The organism is Bradyrhizobium sp. WCU1 (assembly GCF_053474805.1).
On the sequence record NZ_CM130280.1, the window covers coordinates 4,526,509 to 4,541,853 of the forward strand.

Annotated in this window: 14 protein-coding genes; 10 read left to right on the forward strand and 4 right to left on the reverse strand. The window is 63.9% G+C overall.

All coding sequences use genetic code 11. The annotated features are described in order from the left end of the window. Positions 1-6 precede the first annotated feature (6 nt). Positions 7-672, reverse strand: coding sequence for a DUF2278 family protein (locus ACTUWL_RS20875; RefSeq protein ID WP_021078635.1), 666 nt, complete (start codon positions 670-672; stop codon positions 7-9). A 259-nt stretch (positions 673-931) separates the two neighbouring features. Here ACTUWL_RS20875 and zigA point away from each other — a divergent pair, with 259 nt between their 5' ends. Together zigA and ACTUWL_RS20885 are read left to right on the forward strand one after the other, a co-directional pair. Continuing rightward, positions 932-2,137, forward strand: a complete 1,206-nt coding sequence (gene zigA / locus ACTUWL_RS20880; protein ID WP_021078634.1) for a zinc metallochaperone GTPase ZigA — start codon at positions 932-934, stop codon at positions 2,135-2,137. Positions 2,138-2,432: 295 nt separating this feature from the next. After that, entirely contained in the window at positions 2,433-3,581 is a 1,149-nt protein-coding gene (locus tag ACTUWL_RS20885) for a DUF3095 domain-containing protein (RefSeq protein WP_021078633.1), read from the forward strand. An 82-nt stretch (positions 3,582-3,663) separates the two neighbouring features. Here ACTUWL_RS20885 and ACTUWL_RS20890 read toward each other — a convergent pair whose 3' ends face one another. The 3 genes from ACTUWL_RS20890 to ACTUWL_RS20900 form a co-directional block, all read right to left on the reverse strand. After that, positions 3,664-4,107 carry a DUF2147 domain-containing protein gene (locus tag ACTUWL_RS20890; protein WP_021078632.1) on the reverse strand — a complete coding sequence of 148 codons (444 nt, stop codon included), beginning with the start codon at positions 4,105-4,107 and terminating at the stop codon, positions 3,664-3,666. A gap of 135 nt (positions 4,108-4,242) precedes the next feature. After that, a complete protein-coding gene (locus ACTUWL_RS20895; protein ID WP_021078631.1) occupies positions 4,243-5,628 on the reverse strand; it encodes an MATE family efflux transporter in 1,386 nt (461 codons plus the stop codon). Positions 5,629-5,768: 140 nt separating this feature from the next. Then, on the reverse strand, positions 5,769-6,299 hold the full coding sequence (locus tag ACTUWL_RS20900; protein ID WP_021078630.1) for a GNAT family N-acetyltransferase: 531 nt from the start codon (positions 6,297-6,299) through the stop codon (positions 5,769-5,771). 139 nt (positions 6,300-6,438) lie between these two features. On the opposite strand from ACTUWL_RS20900, the gene ACTUWL_RS20905 reads away from it, so the two are divergent. The 8 genes from ACTUWL_RS20905 (at position 6,439) to ACTUWL_RS20940 (ending at position 15,202) form a co-directional block, all read left to right on the forward strand. Continuing rightward, positions 6,439-7,038 carry a superoxide dismutase gene (locus ACTUWL_RS20905; protein ID WP_021078629.1) on the forward strand — a complete coding sequence of 200 codons (600 nt, stop codon included), beginning with the start codon at positions 6,439-6,441 and terminating at the stop codon, positions 7,036-7,038. Between the two features lie 162 nt (positions 7,039-7,200). Beyond that, a complete protein-coding gene (gene crcB, locus ACTUWL_RS20910) occupies positions 7,201-7,587 on the forward strand; it encodes a fluoride efflux transporter CrcB (protein WP_021078628.1) in 387 nt (128 codons plus the stop codon). A 595-nt stretch (positions 7,588-8,182) separates the two neighbouring features. Then, positions 8,183-8,896 (forward strand): protein TolQ, encoded by a 714-nt coding sequence (gene tolQ / locus ACTUWL_RS20915; RefSeq protein WP_016846954.1) that lies wholly within the window; start codon positions 8,183-8,185, stop codon positions 8,894-8,896. A gap of 34 nt (positions 8,897-8,930) precedes the next feature. Then, positions 8,931-9,398, forward strand: coding sequence for a biopolymer transporter ExbD (locus ACTUWL_RS20920; protein ID WP_021078627.1), 468 nt, complete (start codon positions 8,931-8,933; stop codon positions 9,396-9,398). Positions 9,399-9,432: 34 nt separating this feature from the next. Beyond that, positions 9,433-10,368, forward strand: a complete 936-nt coding sequence (locus tag ACTUWL_RS20925; RefSeq protein ID WP_035651126.1) for a cell envelope integrity/translocation protein TolA — start codon at positions 9,433-9,435, stop codon at positions 10,366-10,368. Positions 10,369-10,441: 73 nt separating this feature from the next. Further along, the gene (tolB, locus tag ACTUWL_RS20930; RefSeq protein WP_035651124.1) at positions 10,442-11,785 is read left to right on the forward strand and encodes a Tol-Pal system beta propeller repeat protein TolB; all 1,344 of its coding nucleotides are present in this window, start codon (positions 10,442-10,444) and stop codon (positions 11,783-11,785) included. 183 nt (positions 11,786-11,968) lie between these two features. Then, positions 11,969-14,293, forward strand: a complete 2,325-nt coding sequence (locus ACTUWL_RS20935; RefSeq protein ID WP_035651121.1) for an EAL domain-containing protein — start codon at positions 11,969-11,971, stop codon at positions 14,291-14,293. Positions 14,294-14,467: 174 nt separating this feature from the next. Further along, positions 14,468-15,202 carry an N-acyl amino acid synthase FeeM domain-containing protein gene (locus ACTUWL_RS20940; RefSeq protein WP_021078623.1) on the forward strand — a complete coding sequence of 245 codons (735 nt, stop codon included), beginning with the start codon at positions 14,468-14,470 and terminating at the stop codon, positions 15,200-15,202. Positions 15,203-15,345: the final 143 nt, after the last annotated feature.

The window sequence follows — 15,345 nt, forward strand, 5'->3', positions numbered from 1 at the left end:
CCCTGTTCAGCCGATCGTGGTTGCGTCCGGCTGCGGATTGCCGAGATCGTCGGTCGGTACCAACTGCTGGGTGAAGGCGGAGAAATAGGCCGCCCATTCCGGCTCGCCGAGATCGACCATGACGGCGCCGTCCTGCCAGATGTCGTTGTGGTCGTTGGAGTCATCGCCCGGGCGATGGATGAAACCCTTGCTCGAGCCCTGGTTGAGATGGACGTCGTGCAGGCCGTCGCCCTGCGCGTAGAAGCGGCCGAAGATGTAGACGTCGCGGCTCTCCCGATGCGCGCGCGACAGCAGCCGCTTCAGCGTCGCCGCCGGCTCGGTGTCGTCGGAGCCGTCCATCACGTCGCTGTCGCGCCATTTGCCGGTGTTGTCGAGCAGGTTGCTGCGCAGGAAATCGAGCGCCGGCAATTTCCTTTGCCCGGTTAGATCCTGCGAACCGCCGGCCGCAGCCGCAAGCGTCTGGATGACCGGATGGCGGAAGTCGAACACCAGCTTGTATTTCAGCAGATCGTCCGCGTCATTGGTGCCGACATTGATTGCAACGTCCCATTGCTCGCCGTCGACATCGAGATTGCAGTGCAGGTGATATTGCGTCTCGTGCCCGTGGCGTGACGGCTTCAGCGTGGGCTCGGAGGTCACCTTGGTCTTGACGAATCCGTAGGCGAGGGTCACGGCGTGTTCCTTTCGGGTTCAGGCGGGCATTCTTCCAAACCTACAACCTGAGATGAGACGCGCGCGTGAAGCGGCCCACATTTGAGTGGATGCTTTTCGCGACGGGGCCGGTGCGCGCATTCGACAAGCCGCCGTCTCCGCTGAAGGCAGCTTCCATCTTGACAAGGCCGTGGACTATTGTTGTTATGTTATAACATTACATCTAGTGAATGCCGCATGTCCCGCCGCCGCCTGTCCCTCCAGCAACTGTTTGATCTCGATGCAAAAACTCCCCGTCACCATCTTGTCCGGCTTCCTCGGGGCTGGAAAGACCACTTTGCTGAACCACGTCCTGAACAACCGCCGCGGCCTGAAGGTTGCGGTGATTGTGAACGACATGAGCGAGGTGAACATCGACGCCGACCTCGTTCGCGATGGCGGTGCGAACCTGTCCCGGACTGACGAGAAACTGGTCGAGATGAGCAACGGCTGCATCTGCTGCACCCTGCGCGACGATCTCCTGAAGGAGGTGCGCGCGCTCGCCGAGAGCGGCCGGTTCGACTATCTGCTGATCGAGTCCACCGGGATCTCCGAGCCGCTGCCGGTCGCTGCGACCTTCGAGTTTCGCGACGAGGATGGGCAGAGCCTGTCCGACGTCGCGCGGCTCGACACCATGGTCACGGTGGTCGACGCCGCCAACCTGCTGAAGGACTATGCCTCGACCGATTTCCTCAGCCAGCGCGGCGAGGCGCTCGACGGCGACAAGCGCACGCTGGTCGACCTGCTGGTCGAGCAGATCGAGTTCGCCGACGTCATCGTGCTGAACAAGATCGATGCGGCAACCCCGGCGCAGCGCGAGGCCGCGGCTACGATCGTGCGCGCGCTCAACCCGGATGCCGACATTGTCGAGGCGAGCTTCGCGAACATCCCGTTCGACCGTGTGCTCGACACCGGCCGCTTCGACCATGAGCGCGCGCAGCAGCACCCGCTCTGGCACAAGGAGCTTTATGGGTTCGCCGGGCATGTGCCGGAGACCGAGGAATACGGCATCACAAGCTTCGTCTATCGCGCGCGGCGGCCGTTCGATCCGGTGCGTTTCCATGCCTTCCTGCGCGAAAGCTGGCAGGGCGTGATCCGCGCCAAGGGCCATTTCTGGATCGCGACCCGCCCGGACTGGTGCGGCGAGATGAGCCAGGCCGGCGCGATCGTGCGTACCGAAGGCCTCGGCTCGTGGTGGGCCGCGATCCCGCGCGAGCGCTGGCCGGATCAGCCGGATTGGCGGCTGATGATGCAGCGGAGCTGGAACGATCTCTATGGCGACCGCCGCCAGGAGCTGGTCTTCATCGGCTCCGGGATGAGCGAAGACGACATTCGCCGCCGGCTCGATGCCTGCCTCGTCACCGGCAAGCCCGGCATGGACCCGCAGGCATGGCAGAAGCTGCGCGATCCGTTTCCGCCGTGGCGGCGGGCGGGCGAGGCGGCGTGACGCCACCAAATTCATCGACATGGTCGGATGCCTTGTCCCGCGGATGGTGCAAGTCCCGTCATCCTGAGGCGCGAGCCTTGCGGGCACTTGCGCCGCTGGACGAGCCTCGAAGGATGAATCGGCCCGGCTGGTGGCTGTCGATCCTTCGAGACGCCGCTTCGCGGCTCCTCCAGCGACAAAGGCGAAGCCTTTGCGCGGGGATGACGGGACCGGGCTACGCGGCAAAACCCCGCCCCAATTCCCCGCGTATCTGCTAGAGAGTCTGCTCTGGGCAAGGAAACAACACGGCGTTGCGATGGCGGGCGGCAGCGAGGTCTTCTACAGCGGCATTCCGGTGTTTCGCGGCTTCGCGCGCCTGATGGATCCGGCGCTGTATGCGCCGCTGCCCGGTGACTGGACGGTCGGCGTCGCCGACATCGTGGAATCGACCAAGGCGATCGCAGCGCAGCGCTACAAGGCGGTCAACATGGCCGGTGCCGCGGTGGTCGCTTCCGTCACCAATGCGCTGGAGGGTCGCGATTTTCCGTTCGTGTTCGGTGGCGACGGTGCGAGCTTCGCGGTTGCGCCCGCCGATCTCGAGCGAGCGCGCGAAGCGCTGGCCGCGACCGCGCGCTGGGTGCGCGACGACCTCGACCTGGTGCTGCGGGTGGCGCTGGTGCCGATGTCCGCGATCCGCGCCGCGGGCTTCGATGTGCGCGTCGCGCGGTTCGGGCCGTCGGCCAATCTCTCCTATGCGATGTTCTCCGGCGGCGGTCTGGCTTACGCCGATGCCGCGATGAAGCGCGGTGAGTTCGCGGTCGATCCGGCGCCGCCCGGTACGCAGCCCGATCTGTCGGGCCTGTCCTGCCGTTTCGAGGTGATGCCCTCGGCGCGTGGTGTCATCCTCTCGGTACTGGTGCTGCCGGCGAAGGGTGCCGATCCGGATTCCTTCCGCAGGGTGATCGAGGACATCGTCGGGCGCGTCGAGAAAAGTCCCGATGCCGGACGGCCGGTGCCCGCCAATGGCCCGCCGCTGCGCTGGCCGCCGCAAGGGCTGGAATACGAAGCGCGTGCGCGGCGCGGTGGCTCGCTCGCGCTGCGGCGTGCGGTCGTGCTCGCTTTCACGCTGTGGGCGTACACGTTGATGCGGTTCAACATCCCGGTCGGCAAATTTGTGCCGAAGGCCTATGTGCGGCAGCTGGTCGAGAATTCCGACTTCCGCAAGTTTGACGACGGCCTGCGCATGATCCTGGACTGCACGGCGGAGCTCGCCGCGGAGCTCGAGCAGCGCCTCGTCGCCGCAGCCGCGCAGGGCGTCGTGCGCTACGGCCTGCACGAACAGGATGCGGCGATGATGACCTGCTTTACGCCGTCGGTGATGCGCGCCGACCACGTTCACTTCATCGACGGCGCCCGCGGCGGTTATGCCTCCGCCGCTACCGTGCTGAAGGCACGCGCGATTTAGTTTCGATTGATGCCGCAAACTCGACGCACCTCCCCCGCAAGCGGGAGAGGGAGCGCACCTTCTTCGCGGTCCTAGCCAGAAATCACCGTCCCACCCGCGTCCAGGTCTCGCCGCCGCACAGGGCCCCGACGCAGCCTTCGACGCGCAGCGTGCTCTCGCTGGTGACCGAGACGCTGCTCGCATAGGTGCCGCCATCGTCGGCATTGTAGATCTGGCCGGACCATTTGCCCGCGGCGACCGGCTGCATGGCGGAGAACAACGACAGTCCGATGATCGGCCGGTTGGCCAGCGACGGGTTGGGATTCTTGTTGTCGACCTGCGGCTTGCCGGTCATCGGATCGATCGGGTCACGCAGGCTCACCACCACGCCGCAGATGCCGCCGCCGCATTTGCTGATCTTGACGCGGGCGTCGCCCGCCTGGGTCTGCCAGACGCCGAAAGGTTCAGGCGCGCCCTGTGCATGCGCGACAGGTACGGCAAGCGCCGTTGCGATGATTGCGATCACGAATCCGAGTTTGCAGGTCATGGCAATTCCCCAAAAGGTCGGCCTGCATAACAAGTCGAAAGATTTCTGCAATGTCATATTCGCGCGATCAGGCGCGTATGATCCAAAAAATTCTGTAGATAGTTTCCGCGGCCGCCATGCTCAGGTAAGGCGATGCTATTCCCAGCGGGTTAGCCGAATCGATATGATGGTAGCGAGGCCGAATGCCATCATCGCCGCCCCGACCAGCGCAAACAGCGTCCAAGCCGGGGCGCTCGCGGTTGCGAGCCACCAGCCGCCGATGCCGACCATGAACAGACGGATGGTGCCGGCCAGCACGGGCCCGCCGACCTTGGCCGCGCCTTGTGAGGAGAAATAAAGACAAACGCCGACGCCGAAGAAGCCGAAGCCCGGTCCGGCCAGCGCGAAGTACGACGAAGCCGCGGCCGTCACGCCGGGATCGGTGGTGAACAGCGCGATCCACAGCGTCGGCTTGAGGGCGACCACAAGCCCGACCAATCCGACGACAAGTCCGGCGACCGTGCCGGCGGTCCACGCCACCTTGCGGGCCCGCGTGACAAGTCCGGCGCCGATCGCCATGCCGACCATCGGCACGGAGGCGACGCCGACCGCGAATGCGATCGGGATCAACAGAAATTCAAGCCGGGAGCCCATGCCGTATCCGGCCAGCGTCTCGGTGCCGAAGCCCGCCAGGATCTTGGTGAAGATCAGGATGGTCAGCACGCTCTGCAGCGGCGACAGACAGGAGATCGCGCCGACCTTGAGGATGTCGAGAAACATCGCGCGCTGGAATCTGAAGGCGGCGATGTCGAGCTTCAGGCGGCTGCGGCCAGAGGCGAGATACCAGGCCAGGAAGATCGCGCCACACGTGAAGGCGGTGAGCTGGCCGGCAGCGACGCCGCGCATACCGAAGCTCGGCACGCCGAACAGCCCGAGCCCGAGCACACCGCCGACCGCGATCTGGACCATCGAAACCGTGATCAGCGTCATCGAGGGAATTCGCATGTCGCCGGTGCCGCGTACGACGGAGGCCAGCGTGTTGACCAGCCAGATCGAGATCGCGCCGGAGAACAGCACCTGCGAGTAATGCAAGGACTGTTCGAGCACGCCGCCGCGTCCGCCGAGCAGCGCGTAGAAGTTGCTGCCGAAGCCCAGCATCATCACGGTGAAGAACAGGCCGAGGCCAACCCCGATGATCGCCGCATGCAGCGCCAGGTCGGCCGCGCGGTCACGGTCGCCGGCGCCGAGCGCGCGGCTGATCGCCGAGGAGACGCCGCCGCCCATCGCGCCTGCCGACATCATCTGGTTCAGCATCGCGAACGGAAACACCAGCGCGATGCCGGCCAGCGGCTCGGTGCCGAGCCGGCCGATATAGGAGGTCTCGGCGACCGCAACCAGCGTCGAGCCGAACATCGCGATGGTGTTGGGGACCGCGAGCCTTAGAAGCGTCGGCAGGATCGGTGCGGTGAGCAGGTGATCGACCGCTACCGCAGGCGCGGCCGCGGCGGAACGTGCATCGTCGATCGAGGCTTCAATGGTCATGCGTCGGCGACCCGCGGGAGAGGGGGCATGTTGCCGATGCGGGCGCTGTTCGACGTCAATCGATCATCTCGGAATCAATAAATGATGATCGACATGTTACGGTGCGCGGCCTCCGCGAACCACCCGCGCGCGTGCAGGGGTCACCACGGCAGGCCGCATAGGTCGATCCTGCCCTGGCGCGGGGCGCGGACGATGTCGTTGACGAACGGCGCCATTGCCTCGAACCGAATCTGCCCAGAGGGCTGTTCGCAAGTGACTTCGCCGCTGAAGGGATGCCAGCCGCGCGCCTCGTAGAACGCGAAATTGTGCGGCTCGCAGAATAAGATTGCAAATTTCACCGCGTCATTGGCACGAATGGTGTGTACGGCGGCGTCGAGCGCGAGCGACGCATAGCCGCGTCGTCGGCAGTCCTCGCGGGTCGCAACTCCGCCGATGCCGCCGACATGCACCTTGTGGCCATTCCAGGTGATGGTCCGGAAATAGATACCGACATGGCAGGCCAGCCCGCTGTCGTCGGGCGCATCGAGCAGCACGCGCAAATCCGCGTGAGCCCATCTGATATCGGCCCAGCTCTTATTCCGCATGACTTCCGGGCTCCAGACCGCCCGAAGCAGCGGCTCGGCGCGCTGCCATGACGCATCTCCGTTGAGAATGTCGATTTCGATGCTCATCGTCGCCGTCCTGGGTGTGGTCTCGGGCTCTGCCGGCCAGTCATACACGATCTGAAAATGCGGTGTTTCTCCGCCGTGGAACCTTCTATAAGGGGGACCCGTTAAGTGTAGTCTCCCACCCTCTGTTGGACATTACCCCATGACCTTCACGCTACCCGATCTGCCCTACGCCCACGACGCCCTTGCGCCCTACATGTCCAAGGAAACGCTGGAGTTTCACCACGACAAGCATCACCAGGCCTACGTCACCAACGGCAACAACGCGATCAAGGGGACCGAATTCGAAGGCAAGTCCCTCGAGGAGATCGTGAAGGGCTCGTTCGGCAAGAACGCGGCCGTCTTCAACAATGCCGGTCAGCACTACAACCACATCCATTTCTGGAAGTGGATGAAGCCGAATGGCGGCGGCAGCAAGCTGCCCGGCCGGCTCGAGAAGAAGATCAACGAAGACCTCGGCGGCTTCGAGAAGTTCAAGACCGACTTCGCCGCCGCCGGCGTCGGCCAGTTCGGCTCCGGCTGGGCCTGGCTGCAGGTCAAGGGCGGCAAGCTCGAGATCGCCAAGACCCCGAACGGCGAGAACCCGCTGGTCCACGGCGCGGTGCCGATCCTCGGCGTCGACGTCTGGGAGCACTCCTACTACATCGACTACCGCAACCGCCGTCCGGACTATCTGAAGGCGTTCGTCGACAGCCTCGTCAACTGGGACTACGTCGACGAGCTGTTCGGCAAGGCCGGCTAAACACATCGGCTGTCATTCCGGGTTCGGTCCTGCGGACCGCCCTCAGGTGCGCAATTGCGCACCGGGGAATGACGACGAGATTTTTTGGAAGAGGGCGGCATCATCGATTGCCGCCCTTTTTGTTTTCTTGCGACATCGGCCGCCATGCGGCACAAAGCCCTCATGGGGCAACTGACAAGCTATCTCCTCGTCTTCTTCGGCGGCGGTCTCGGCGCGACGTTGCGTCATCTGGTCAACGTCACCTGTGCGCGCTCCATCGGCACCGCATTTCCTTGGGGCACCTTCATCATCAACATCACCGGCTCGACCGTGATGGGCCTGATCGCCGGCTATCTCGCCTTCAGGGGCGAGGCCTCGCAGCCCTGGCGGCTGTTCCTGATGACCGGCATCCTCGGCGGCTACACCACCTTCTCCGCCTTCTCGCTCGACACCGCACTGCTCTATGAGCGCGGCGAGCTGGGGCTGGCGGCGCTGTATGTCGTGGGCTCGGTGGCGCTGTCGATCATGGGGCTGTTTGCCGGATTGGCGATTGTGCGGCATTTGACCTGAGCCGAGGTTAGCGAGGCGATCACCATTCCGTCGTCGTTCCGGGGCTTGCGAAGCGAGAGCCCGGAATCGATCAGGCGGCGCATCGGATGGATGAATGGATTCCGGGACACCGGTGGTGTGGCAGTGGGATCGCGACCATTCCACCACCGTCGTCCTGGCGAAAGCCAGGACCCATTACCCAAATCTCAATTGCTGCGCGATGCCGGGTCCACGATCCCGTCCGTTACCGAATGCGGTGGTTATGGGTCCTGGCTTTCGCCAGGACGACGGGGAGCCACCCCGCCACCCGGCGGCAAACCGTTCATCCCGGGAACTCGCCAACGCCCTCCGCCGGCGGCGTTTCCCGCCTCCAAATTTCCCTTTGGTAACCTCGCCTTAACCATGATTAGCGTCTGGTTAGGGTCGGAATGACGCGTGAAAAGCCCTCGTTTTGACATGTTGGCAGGGGAAGCAAGGCCCGGCTTTGGACGGGCCCCCCATGCGACAGATGTAAGAGGCTCTCGCGCAGTTTTGCCGCGCCGGGCGCGTGGCCGTGGAAGGGGCGCCGATTGGCGGCCCGCCGAATTGGGACACTTGCGTTGAGAGGATATTGCCGATGAATCCCGCCGATGTGGCTCAGTCAACTCTGCCACTGGCATCGAGCGATGTGTCGCTCATCGCGTTGTTTTGGCAGGCCCATTGGGTCGTCAAATGCGTGATGCTGGGACTTCTGTCCTGCTCGGTGTGGGTTTGGGCGATCGCGATCGACAAGATCCTGCTCTACGCCCGCACCAAGCGGGCGATGGACAAGTTCGAGCAGGCGTTCTGGTCCGGCCAGTCGATCGAGGAACTCTACCGGGCGCTCTCGGCCAAGCCGACCCAGTCGATGGCGGCCTGTTTCGTGGCCGCAATGCGCGAATGGAAGCGCTCCTTCGAGAGCCAGTCGCGGTCGTTTGCCGGCCTGCAGGCCAGAATCGAGAAGGTCATGAACGTCTCGATCGCCCGCGAGGTGGAGCGGCTGGAACGCCGGCTCCTGGTGCTCGCTACCGTCGGCTCGGCCGGCCCCTTCGTTGGCCTGTTCGGCACCGTCTGGGGCATCATGTCGAGCTTCCAGTCGATCGCGGCCTCGAAAAATACCTCTTTGGCGGTGGTGGCGCCCGGCATCGCCGAGGCGCTGTTTGCGACCGCAATCGGCCTGATTGCCGCAATTCCGGCGACTATTTTCTACAATAAGTTCACCTCGGAGGTGAACCGGCAGGCCGCGCGCCTGGAGGGGTTCGCCGACGAGTTCTCGGCCATCCTGTCGCGTCAGATCGACGAGCGGGGCTGAGACCAATGATGGTCACTGTTGTGAGCGCACGATCATGGCGATGAGCATGGCAGGGTCCGGCGGTGGCGGCAGGCGCCGCCGCGGGCGCAAGCCGGTGATGGCCGAGATCAACGTCACGCCGATGGTCGACGTGATGCTGGTGCTCTTGATCATCTTCATGGTGGCGGCGCCGCTGATGACGTCGAACATCGACATCGACCTGCCGGTCGCGAGCGGCGGCAAGTCGATCTCGTCGAACCAGCCGCCGCTGACATTGTCGGTCAAGCGGACCGGCGGCGGCTGCAACTCGAATGTCGAGCTGTATCTCGGCGACGCGCCGGTCACGGCAGTCGATTTCCCGGCCAAGATCAAGGCGATCGGAGACGCCCGGTCGGACGCTGAAAAAGTGGTCTATCTGCGCGGCGACAAGGACGTCTGTTACACGGATATGATGAAACTGCTCGGGGAAGTCCGGGCCGCGGGATTCAAGGCGAACATCGTCATCATCCCGGAAGGCGGATAACCACCATGTGCGACAAGGCACGGGGAAGCCTGATTTGAAGGTCAAGGTCGACAAGACTCTGGCGGCATCGATTGTCCTGCACGTCCTCGTGATCGGGTGGGGCTTGGTGTCGTTTTCGACCAGGGCCTTCGTCATGCCGGAAGAGGACGCGGTCGCGGTCGACGTGATCGACGCCAGCCAGCTCTCCAAAGCCATGGCCGGCCAAAAGGACGGCAAGAAGGAAAATCCCAAGCCGTTGGTCGAGAAGGTCGCCGAAGCCAAGCCGGTTGACGATGCCGTCGGCAAGATCGAGGACAAGAAGCCGCCGGTGGTGACCGATATGGCCCCGGCGCCGACACCGAAGGTGGAGAAGCCGGAAGACAGGAAGCCGGATCCGCCGAAGAAGGTCGAGAACAAGCCGAAGGAAGAGCCGAAGCCGGTCGAGAAGAAGCCCGATCCGGTGAAGCCAGATCCGATCGCGGAAGCGATCAAGAAGGAAGAGAAGAAGCCGCCGCCTAAGCCGGTCCAGCAGGCCGCCAAGCCGCCACAGGAGCAGAAGCCGAAGGATCGCGTGTTCGACCAGAGCAAGATCGCGGCTCTACTCGACAAGCGCGATCCGACACGCGCGTCGATCACCGGTGACACAATGAACGCCAACGCGGCGCTCGGTACGGCAAAGGGCAAGTCCGCCGACAATTCCGCCAGCTGGGGCGCGATGTTCAGGCAGCAGGTCGAACGCTGCTGGAAAAACAAACCTTACGGCAGTCTCGAGGAGCAGCGGACCCAGGTGGTGTTCGATATCGATCTGAAGCGCGACGGCACGCTCGCACGCATGCCGGTAGCAGTAGACACGCCGGCGACGCCCTATATGCGCGTTTATCAGGAAAGCGCCATGCGCGCGATTATCGCCTGCCAGCCGTACAATCTGCCCGCGGGCTGGTACGACGAATGGAAGGCATTCGCACCAGTGTTCAAAGAGAATAATACGTGAGATTAGCGGCGATGCTTTTGCCAACATCAACCAAAGTCTACCGACGATGACAGACAAGAATAATTGGTGCGCGATGAGAGATCGCCTCAACCGCCGACAGATGATTTCCGGCATGGCCGCGCTTGGAGCGCTGGCTGGCGGCCCCTTCCGTCAAGCCATCGGACAGGAGGGTGGGCGCAAGCAGATTCAGATTCCAGGAGGCGAGTTTGCCCCGGTGCCGATCGCAATTCCGAATTTCGCTGCCGGCACGCCCGGCGATGCCGAAGTCGGCGTCGGCGTCACGCAGGTGATCACCAACAATCTGAAACGCAGCGGATTGTTCGCGCCGATCGATCAGGCCGCCTATCTCGAGAAGCAGATCAACATCGACGCGGCGCCGAACTTCAACAATTGGAAGAGCATCAACGCGCAGGCGCTGGTGACCGGCCGGATGACGCGCCAGGGCAGCGGCCGCGTGAAGGCGGAATTCCGGCTCTGGGACGTCAACACCGGCCAGCAGCTGGCCGGCCAGCAGTATGACACCTCGGCCGAATACTGGCGCCGCATCGCGCACATCATCTCCGACCAGATCTACGAGCGCATGACCGGCGAGAAGGGTTATTTCGATACCCGCGTCGTGTTCGTCGACGAGAGCGGCGCGGCGGATCGCCGCGTCAAGCGGCTCGCGCTGATGGACCAGGACGGCGCCAATGTGCGCTATCTCACTCGCGGCTCGGATCTCGTGCTGACGCCGCGCTTCTCGCCGTCGACCCAGGAAATCACCTATATGGAGTTCGGGCAGGGCGACCCGCGCGTCTATCTGCTCAACATCGAGACCGGCCAGCGCGAGATCGTCGGCAACTTCCCGGGCATGTCGTTCTCGCCGCGCTTCTCGCCCGACGGCCAGCGCGTCATCATGAGCCTGCAGCAGGGCGGCAACTCCAATTTGTTCGTGATGGATCTGCGCTCGAAGTCGATGACGCGGCTGACCGACACGCCGGCGATCGACACTTCGCCGTCCTACGCACCCGACGGCACCCGGCTGTGCTTCGAGTCCGATCGCGGCGGCAAGCCGCAGATCTATGTGATGGCGGCAACCGGCGGCCAGGCGCAGCGCATCTCGTTCGGCGACGGCACCTATTCGACGCCGGTGTGGTCGCCGCGCGGCGACTACATCGCCTTCACCAAGCAGGGCGGCGGGCAGTTCGCGATCGGCATCATGAAGCCGGACGGCTCGGGCGAGCGCATCCTGACCTCGGGCTTCCACAATGAGGGTCCGACGTTTGCGCCGAACGGGCGCGTCGTGATGTTCTTCCGCGATCCGGGCGGTAACAGCGGACCGTCGCTGTTCACCATCGACGTCTCCGGGCGCAACGAGCTGCGGGTGCCGACCCCGGGTTTTGCCTCCGATCCCGCCTGGTCGCCGCTGTTGTCATGAGCTTTCGTCGACGGCCACGGGGAACCACGGTAGCCGTCGGCGCTTATCATCTAGCGCACTGAATTTAATGGTGTATTCCGGCCTTTGGCGGTCCATTGCAAGGACTCGCTAACGATATTCCCTCAGAAAGACTTCACCAGCGACCAGTAAGAGTGCGAGCTGAAAAGGACATGCGCTCTCACAATGCAGTTTGCAAGTCAGACGGGAGAACCGGACCAGTCGATGTCGCCGACGATCTCCGCGGCGCTGGTCGATTCCCTGTTCATGAACCCTGCGCCCATGATCTTCGGCGCTTTCGGCCCTGCGATCGCGGGCGCCGTGATTGCGTTCGTCACCGGAAATCTGTTGTCCTGGCTGTGCGTGCCGCTGTTCATCGTGGTCGGTCTGGCGCGCGCGTGGCAGATGTACCGCTACCAGCAGCGCAATTCCCGGCTCACCGTCGAAGAATCCGTGACGTGGGAGAAGCGCTACCGGATCGGCAGCCTCGCCTACGGCATTGCGCTCGGCCTGTGGGGCGCTGCCGTCTTGGTCACTACCAACGATGCCGCAGCCCATATGCTCTGCGTGACCACGGTGGTCGCTTATACCTCGGCGGGGGTCGGACGGACCTTCGGCCGGCCGCAGATTTTCCATCTGCATCTGTTGATGTCGATCGGTCCCCTGATCGCCGCGCTGATGTATGTCGGCGGTCCCTATCACATCGCGCTTGCGCTGCTCAGCCTGGTATTCTTCAGCGCCATCCGCCACCTCACCACGAGCCTGCAGCGCATCTACGTCAATGCCTGGATCGCCAAGGAGCGCGAGGCGGCGCTGGCGCATCAATTTGATACCGCGCTGAACAACATGCCGCACGGCTTGTGCATGTTCCGCGCCGACGGACGCCTTGCGGTGATGAACCACCGCTTCATCGAGATGATGGAGCTGTCCGACGACTTCGTGCAGCGCGGCGCCAGCGCAACCGACATCTGCAATGCGTGCGTGCTGTCCGGCGTGATCTCGGTCGCGGCCGCGCAACAGATTCTCTACGAGATCGAGAGTTCGCAGCGCGGCGACATCGTCACCAGCGATCCCGATCCGGCCCAGAACCGCTCGCTCGACTGGACGTTCCAGCCGATGGTCGGCGGCGGCATGGTGGTGCTGGTCGAGGACATCACCGAGCGCAAGGACGCCGAGGCGAGGATCAGCCACCTCGCACGTTACGACGAACTGACTGCGCTGCCCAACCGCGTCAATTTCCGCGACGAGATCGGCCGGCTGCTCGCCATGCAGCGCGGCGACCACCGCTCCGCCTTGCTGTTCGTCGACCTCGACCAGTTCAAGCAGGTCAACGATACGCTCGGCCATCCCTGCGGCGACCAGCTGCTCTGCGCGGTCGCCGAGCGGCTGCGCGAGATGCTGCGTCCGGAGGATTTCGTGGCGCGGTTCGGCGGCGACGAGTTCGTCGTGTTCCAGCAGAACATCCAATCGCACGAGGACGCCGCCGCACTGGCGCGGCGCATCGTCGACCGCCTCAGCGAGCGCTACAAGATCGACAACCACCTGGTCGAGATCGGCGCCAGCGTCGGCATCGCGATGACTGCGCCTGGTGTCAGCGCCGACACGTTGCTGAAGAACGCCGACATGGCGCTCTACCGCGCCAAGGCCGACGGCCGCGGCACCTTCTGCTTCTTCCGCGACGAGATGGCGCAAACCGTCGAGGCCCGCCGCATCCTCGAGCTCGACCTGCGCAAGGCGCTGGCCAACGAGGAATTCGAGCTGTTTTATCAGCCGCTGATCAATCTGAAGTCCGGCAAGGTGAGCACCTGCGAGGCGCTGCTGCGCTGGAACCATCCAGCGCGCGGCACCGTCTCTCCGGTCGACATCATTCCGGTCGCTGAGGACATGGGCCTGATCGTCGATCTCGGCCGCTGGATCCTGCGCAAGGCCTGCATGGAATGCATGAAGTGGCCGGAGGCGGTCAGCGTCGCGGTCAATTTCTCGCCGCAGCAGTTCCACCAGCGCGACGTGCTGAGCGAGGTTCGCTACGCGCTCGAGGTCTCCGGCCTGCCGGCGCACCGGCTCGAGATCGAGATCACCGAATCCTCGCTGCTGCACAACACCGAGCTGACCCACGACGTGCTGTCGCAACTGCGCTCGCTCGGCGTGCGGATTTCGCTGGACGATTTCGGCACCGGCTACTCGTCGCTCAGCTACCTGCACAATTTCCCGTTGCAGAAGGTCAAGATCGACCGTTCCTTCCTCGAAGGCATCGACAGCGATCGGCCGCTGACCCTGCTGCGCGGCGTGGCGCGGCTGTCGGCGGACCTCGGCATGTCGGTCGTGGTCGAGGGCATCGAGACCAACGAGCAGCTCGAACTGATCAGCGCCGACGGCGCGGTGACCGAAGCCCAGGGATACCTGTTCAGCCGGCCGGTTCCCGCGGTCCGCATCCGCCAGCTGCTCAATGCGTCGCATGGCCGGCGGACCGATGAGCAGCTGCAAGTGGTTCCCTCGCGCTCAATTGCTTGATCCAGCGCAATAGGCTCAATCGATAGTTGTGGGAACATTCGACCGCACGATTTGAAATGCAGCCTTGCGGTCGGAAGTTAACCGTATTGCCTCGATTGCTTTGACGAAAATTAAGAAGCTGTTAATCTTTTTGGCACGCGCGTTGAAGTTGTTGGGTTGTTAGGGGAGTACCGCATGAGGTCCGCGGCCGAAGCCATTAAGCCCGCGACAGGAAGGCTTGCGGACCCTCTCGATCAAGTCGACTACCGCCTCGCTCAGACCCCGGAACAGAAAGACGAGATCTACCGGCTGCGTTACCGCGCCTATCTGCGCGAGGGCGCGATCCGGCCCTCGGCAGATGAGCGTGTGGTCGATGCGTTCGATGATGCGCCGAATGCCTGGGTGTTCGGCGTCTATCTGCAAGGTGAGCTCTGCAGTTCGATCCGCATCACGGTGGTGACACCGGAGTGGCGCTCCTCGCCGACGCTCGACGTGTTCGGCGATGTGCTGCTGCCGAAACTCGATCAGGGGCTGGTCTTCATCGATTCGACGCGCTTCGTCGCGGACCCCGAGAAGGCGCGGAACAATCCGGAACTGCCCTATGTCACGGTGCGGCTCGGCTCGACCGCGGGCGTGCATTTCAATGCCGATTACGGCCTGGCGCCGGTCCGGCCCGAGCACATGGCGTTCTACCGGCGCGTGTTCCTGCACGAGACCTGGTCGGAGCCGCGCCTCTACCCGGGGCTCGTGAAGCCGGTCGGGTTAATGGCGTCGCATCTGCCGACGGTGCGGGAACGCGTGCTGGCCCGCTATCCGTTCCTGCGCTCGAGTGCCTTCGAGCGCCGGATGCTGTTCGATCGGGAAGGCCAATTGCAGCCCGATGGTATGGTCCGGCCGTTCGAGCGCGCGTCGATCGTGCCGAATCCCTGAGAAAACCGGCATTCGCATCGATCTGACGTTGGCCGGCTGTTGCCCGCGGACCAAATTGTCTTGCAAAAGCGGCCGGTTCCCGCGAACCTTGCCTTCCCTTCACCATCGCGCCACATTTGCCACCCATTAACCATCGGGGGCGC

Excerpts from the sequence above, each read along its gene's own strand:
- crcB (WP_021078628.1), top strand. The coding sequence starts at position 7,201 with ATGGGGCAACTGACAAGCTATCTCCTCGTCTTCTTCGGCGGCGGTCTC.
- ACTUWL_RS20905 (WP_021078629.1), top strand. The coding sequence starts at position 6,439 with ATGACCTTCACGCTACCCGATCTGCCCTACGCCCACGACGCCCTTGCG.
- ACTUWL_RS20900 (WP_021078630.1), bottom strand. The coding sequence starts at position 6,299 with ATGAGCATCGAAATCGACATTCTCAACGGAGATGCGTCATGGCAGCGC.
- tolQ (WP_016846954.1), top strand. The coding sequence starts at position 8,183 with ATGAATCCCGCCGATGTGGCTCAGTCAACTCTGCCACTGGCATCGAGC.
- ACTUWL_RS20940 (WP_021078623.1), top strand. The coding sequence starts at position 14,468 with ATGAGGTCCGCGGCCGAAGCCATTAAGCCCGCGACAGGAAGGCTTGCG.
- ACTUWL_RS20885 (WP_021078633.1), top strand. The coding sequence starts at position 2,433 with ATGGCGGGCGGCAGCGAGGTCTTCTACAGCGGCATTCCGGTGTTTCGC.
- tolB (WP_035651124.1), top strand. The coding sequence starts at position 10,442 with ATGAGAGATCGCCTCAACCGCCGACAGATGATTTCCGGCATGGCCGCG.
- ACTUWL_RS20890 (WP_021078632.1), bottom strand. The coding sequence starts at position 4,107 with ATGACCTGCAAACTCGGATTCGTGATCGCAATCATCGCAACGGCGCTT.
- ACTUWL_RS20935 (WP_035651121.1), top strand. The coding sequence starts at position 11,969 with ATGCAGTTTGCAAGTCAGACGGGAGAACCGGACCAGTCGATGTCGCCG.
- ACTUWL_RS20895 (WP_021078631.1), bottom strand. The coding sequence starts at position 5,628 with ATGACCATTGAAGCCTCGATCGACGATGCACGTTCCGCCGCGGCCGCG.
- ACTUWL_RS20920 (WP_021078627.1), top strand. The coding sequence starts at position 8,931 with ATGGCGATGAGCATGGCAGGGTCCGGCGGTGGCGGCAGGCGCCGCCGC.
- zigA (WP_021078634.1), top strand. The coding sequence starts at position 932 with ATGCAAAAACTCCCCGTCACCATCTTGTCCGGCTTCCTCGGGGCTGGA.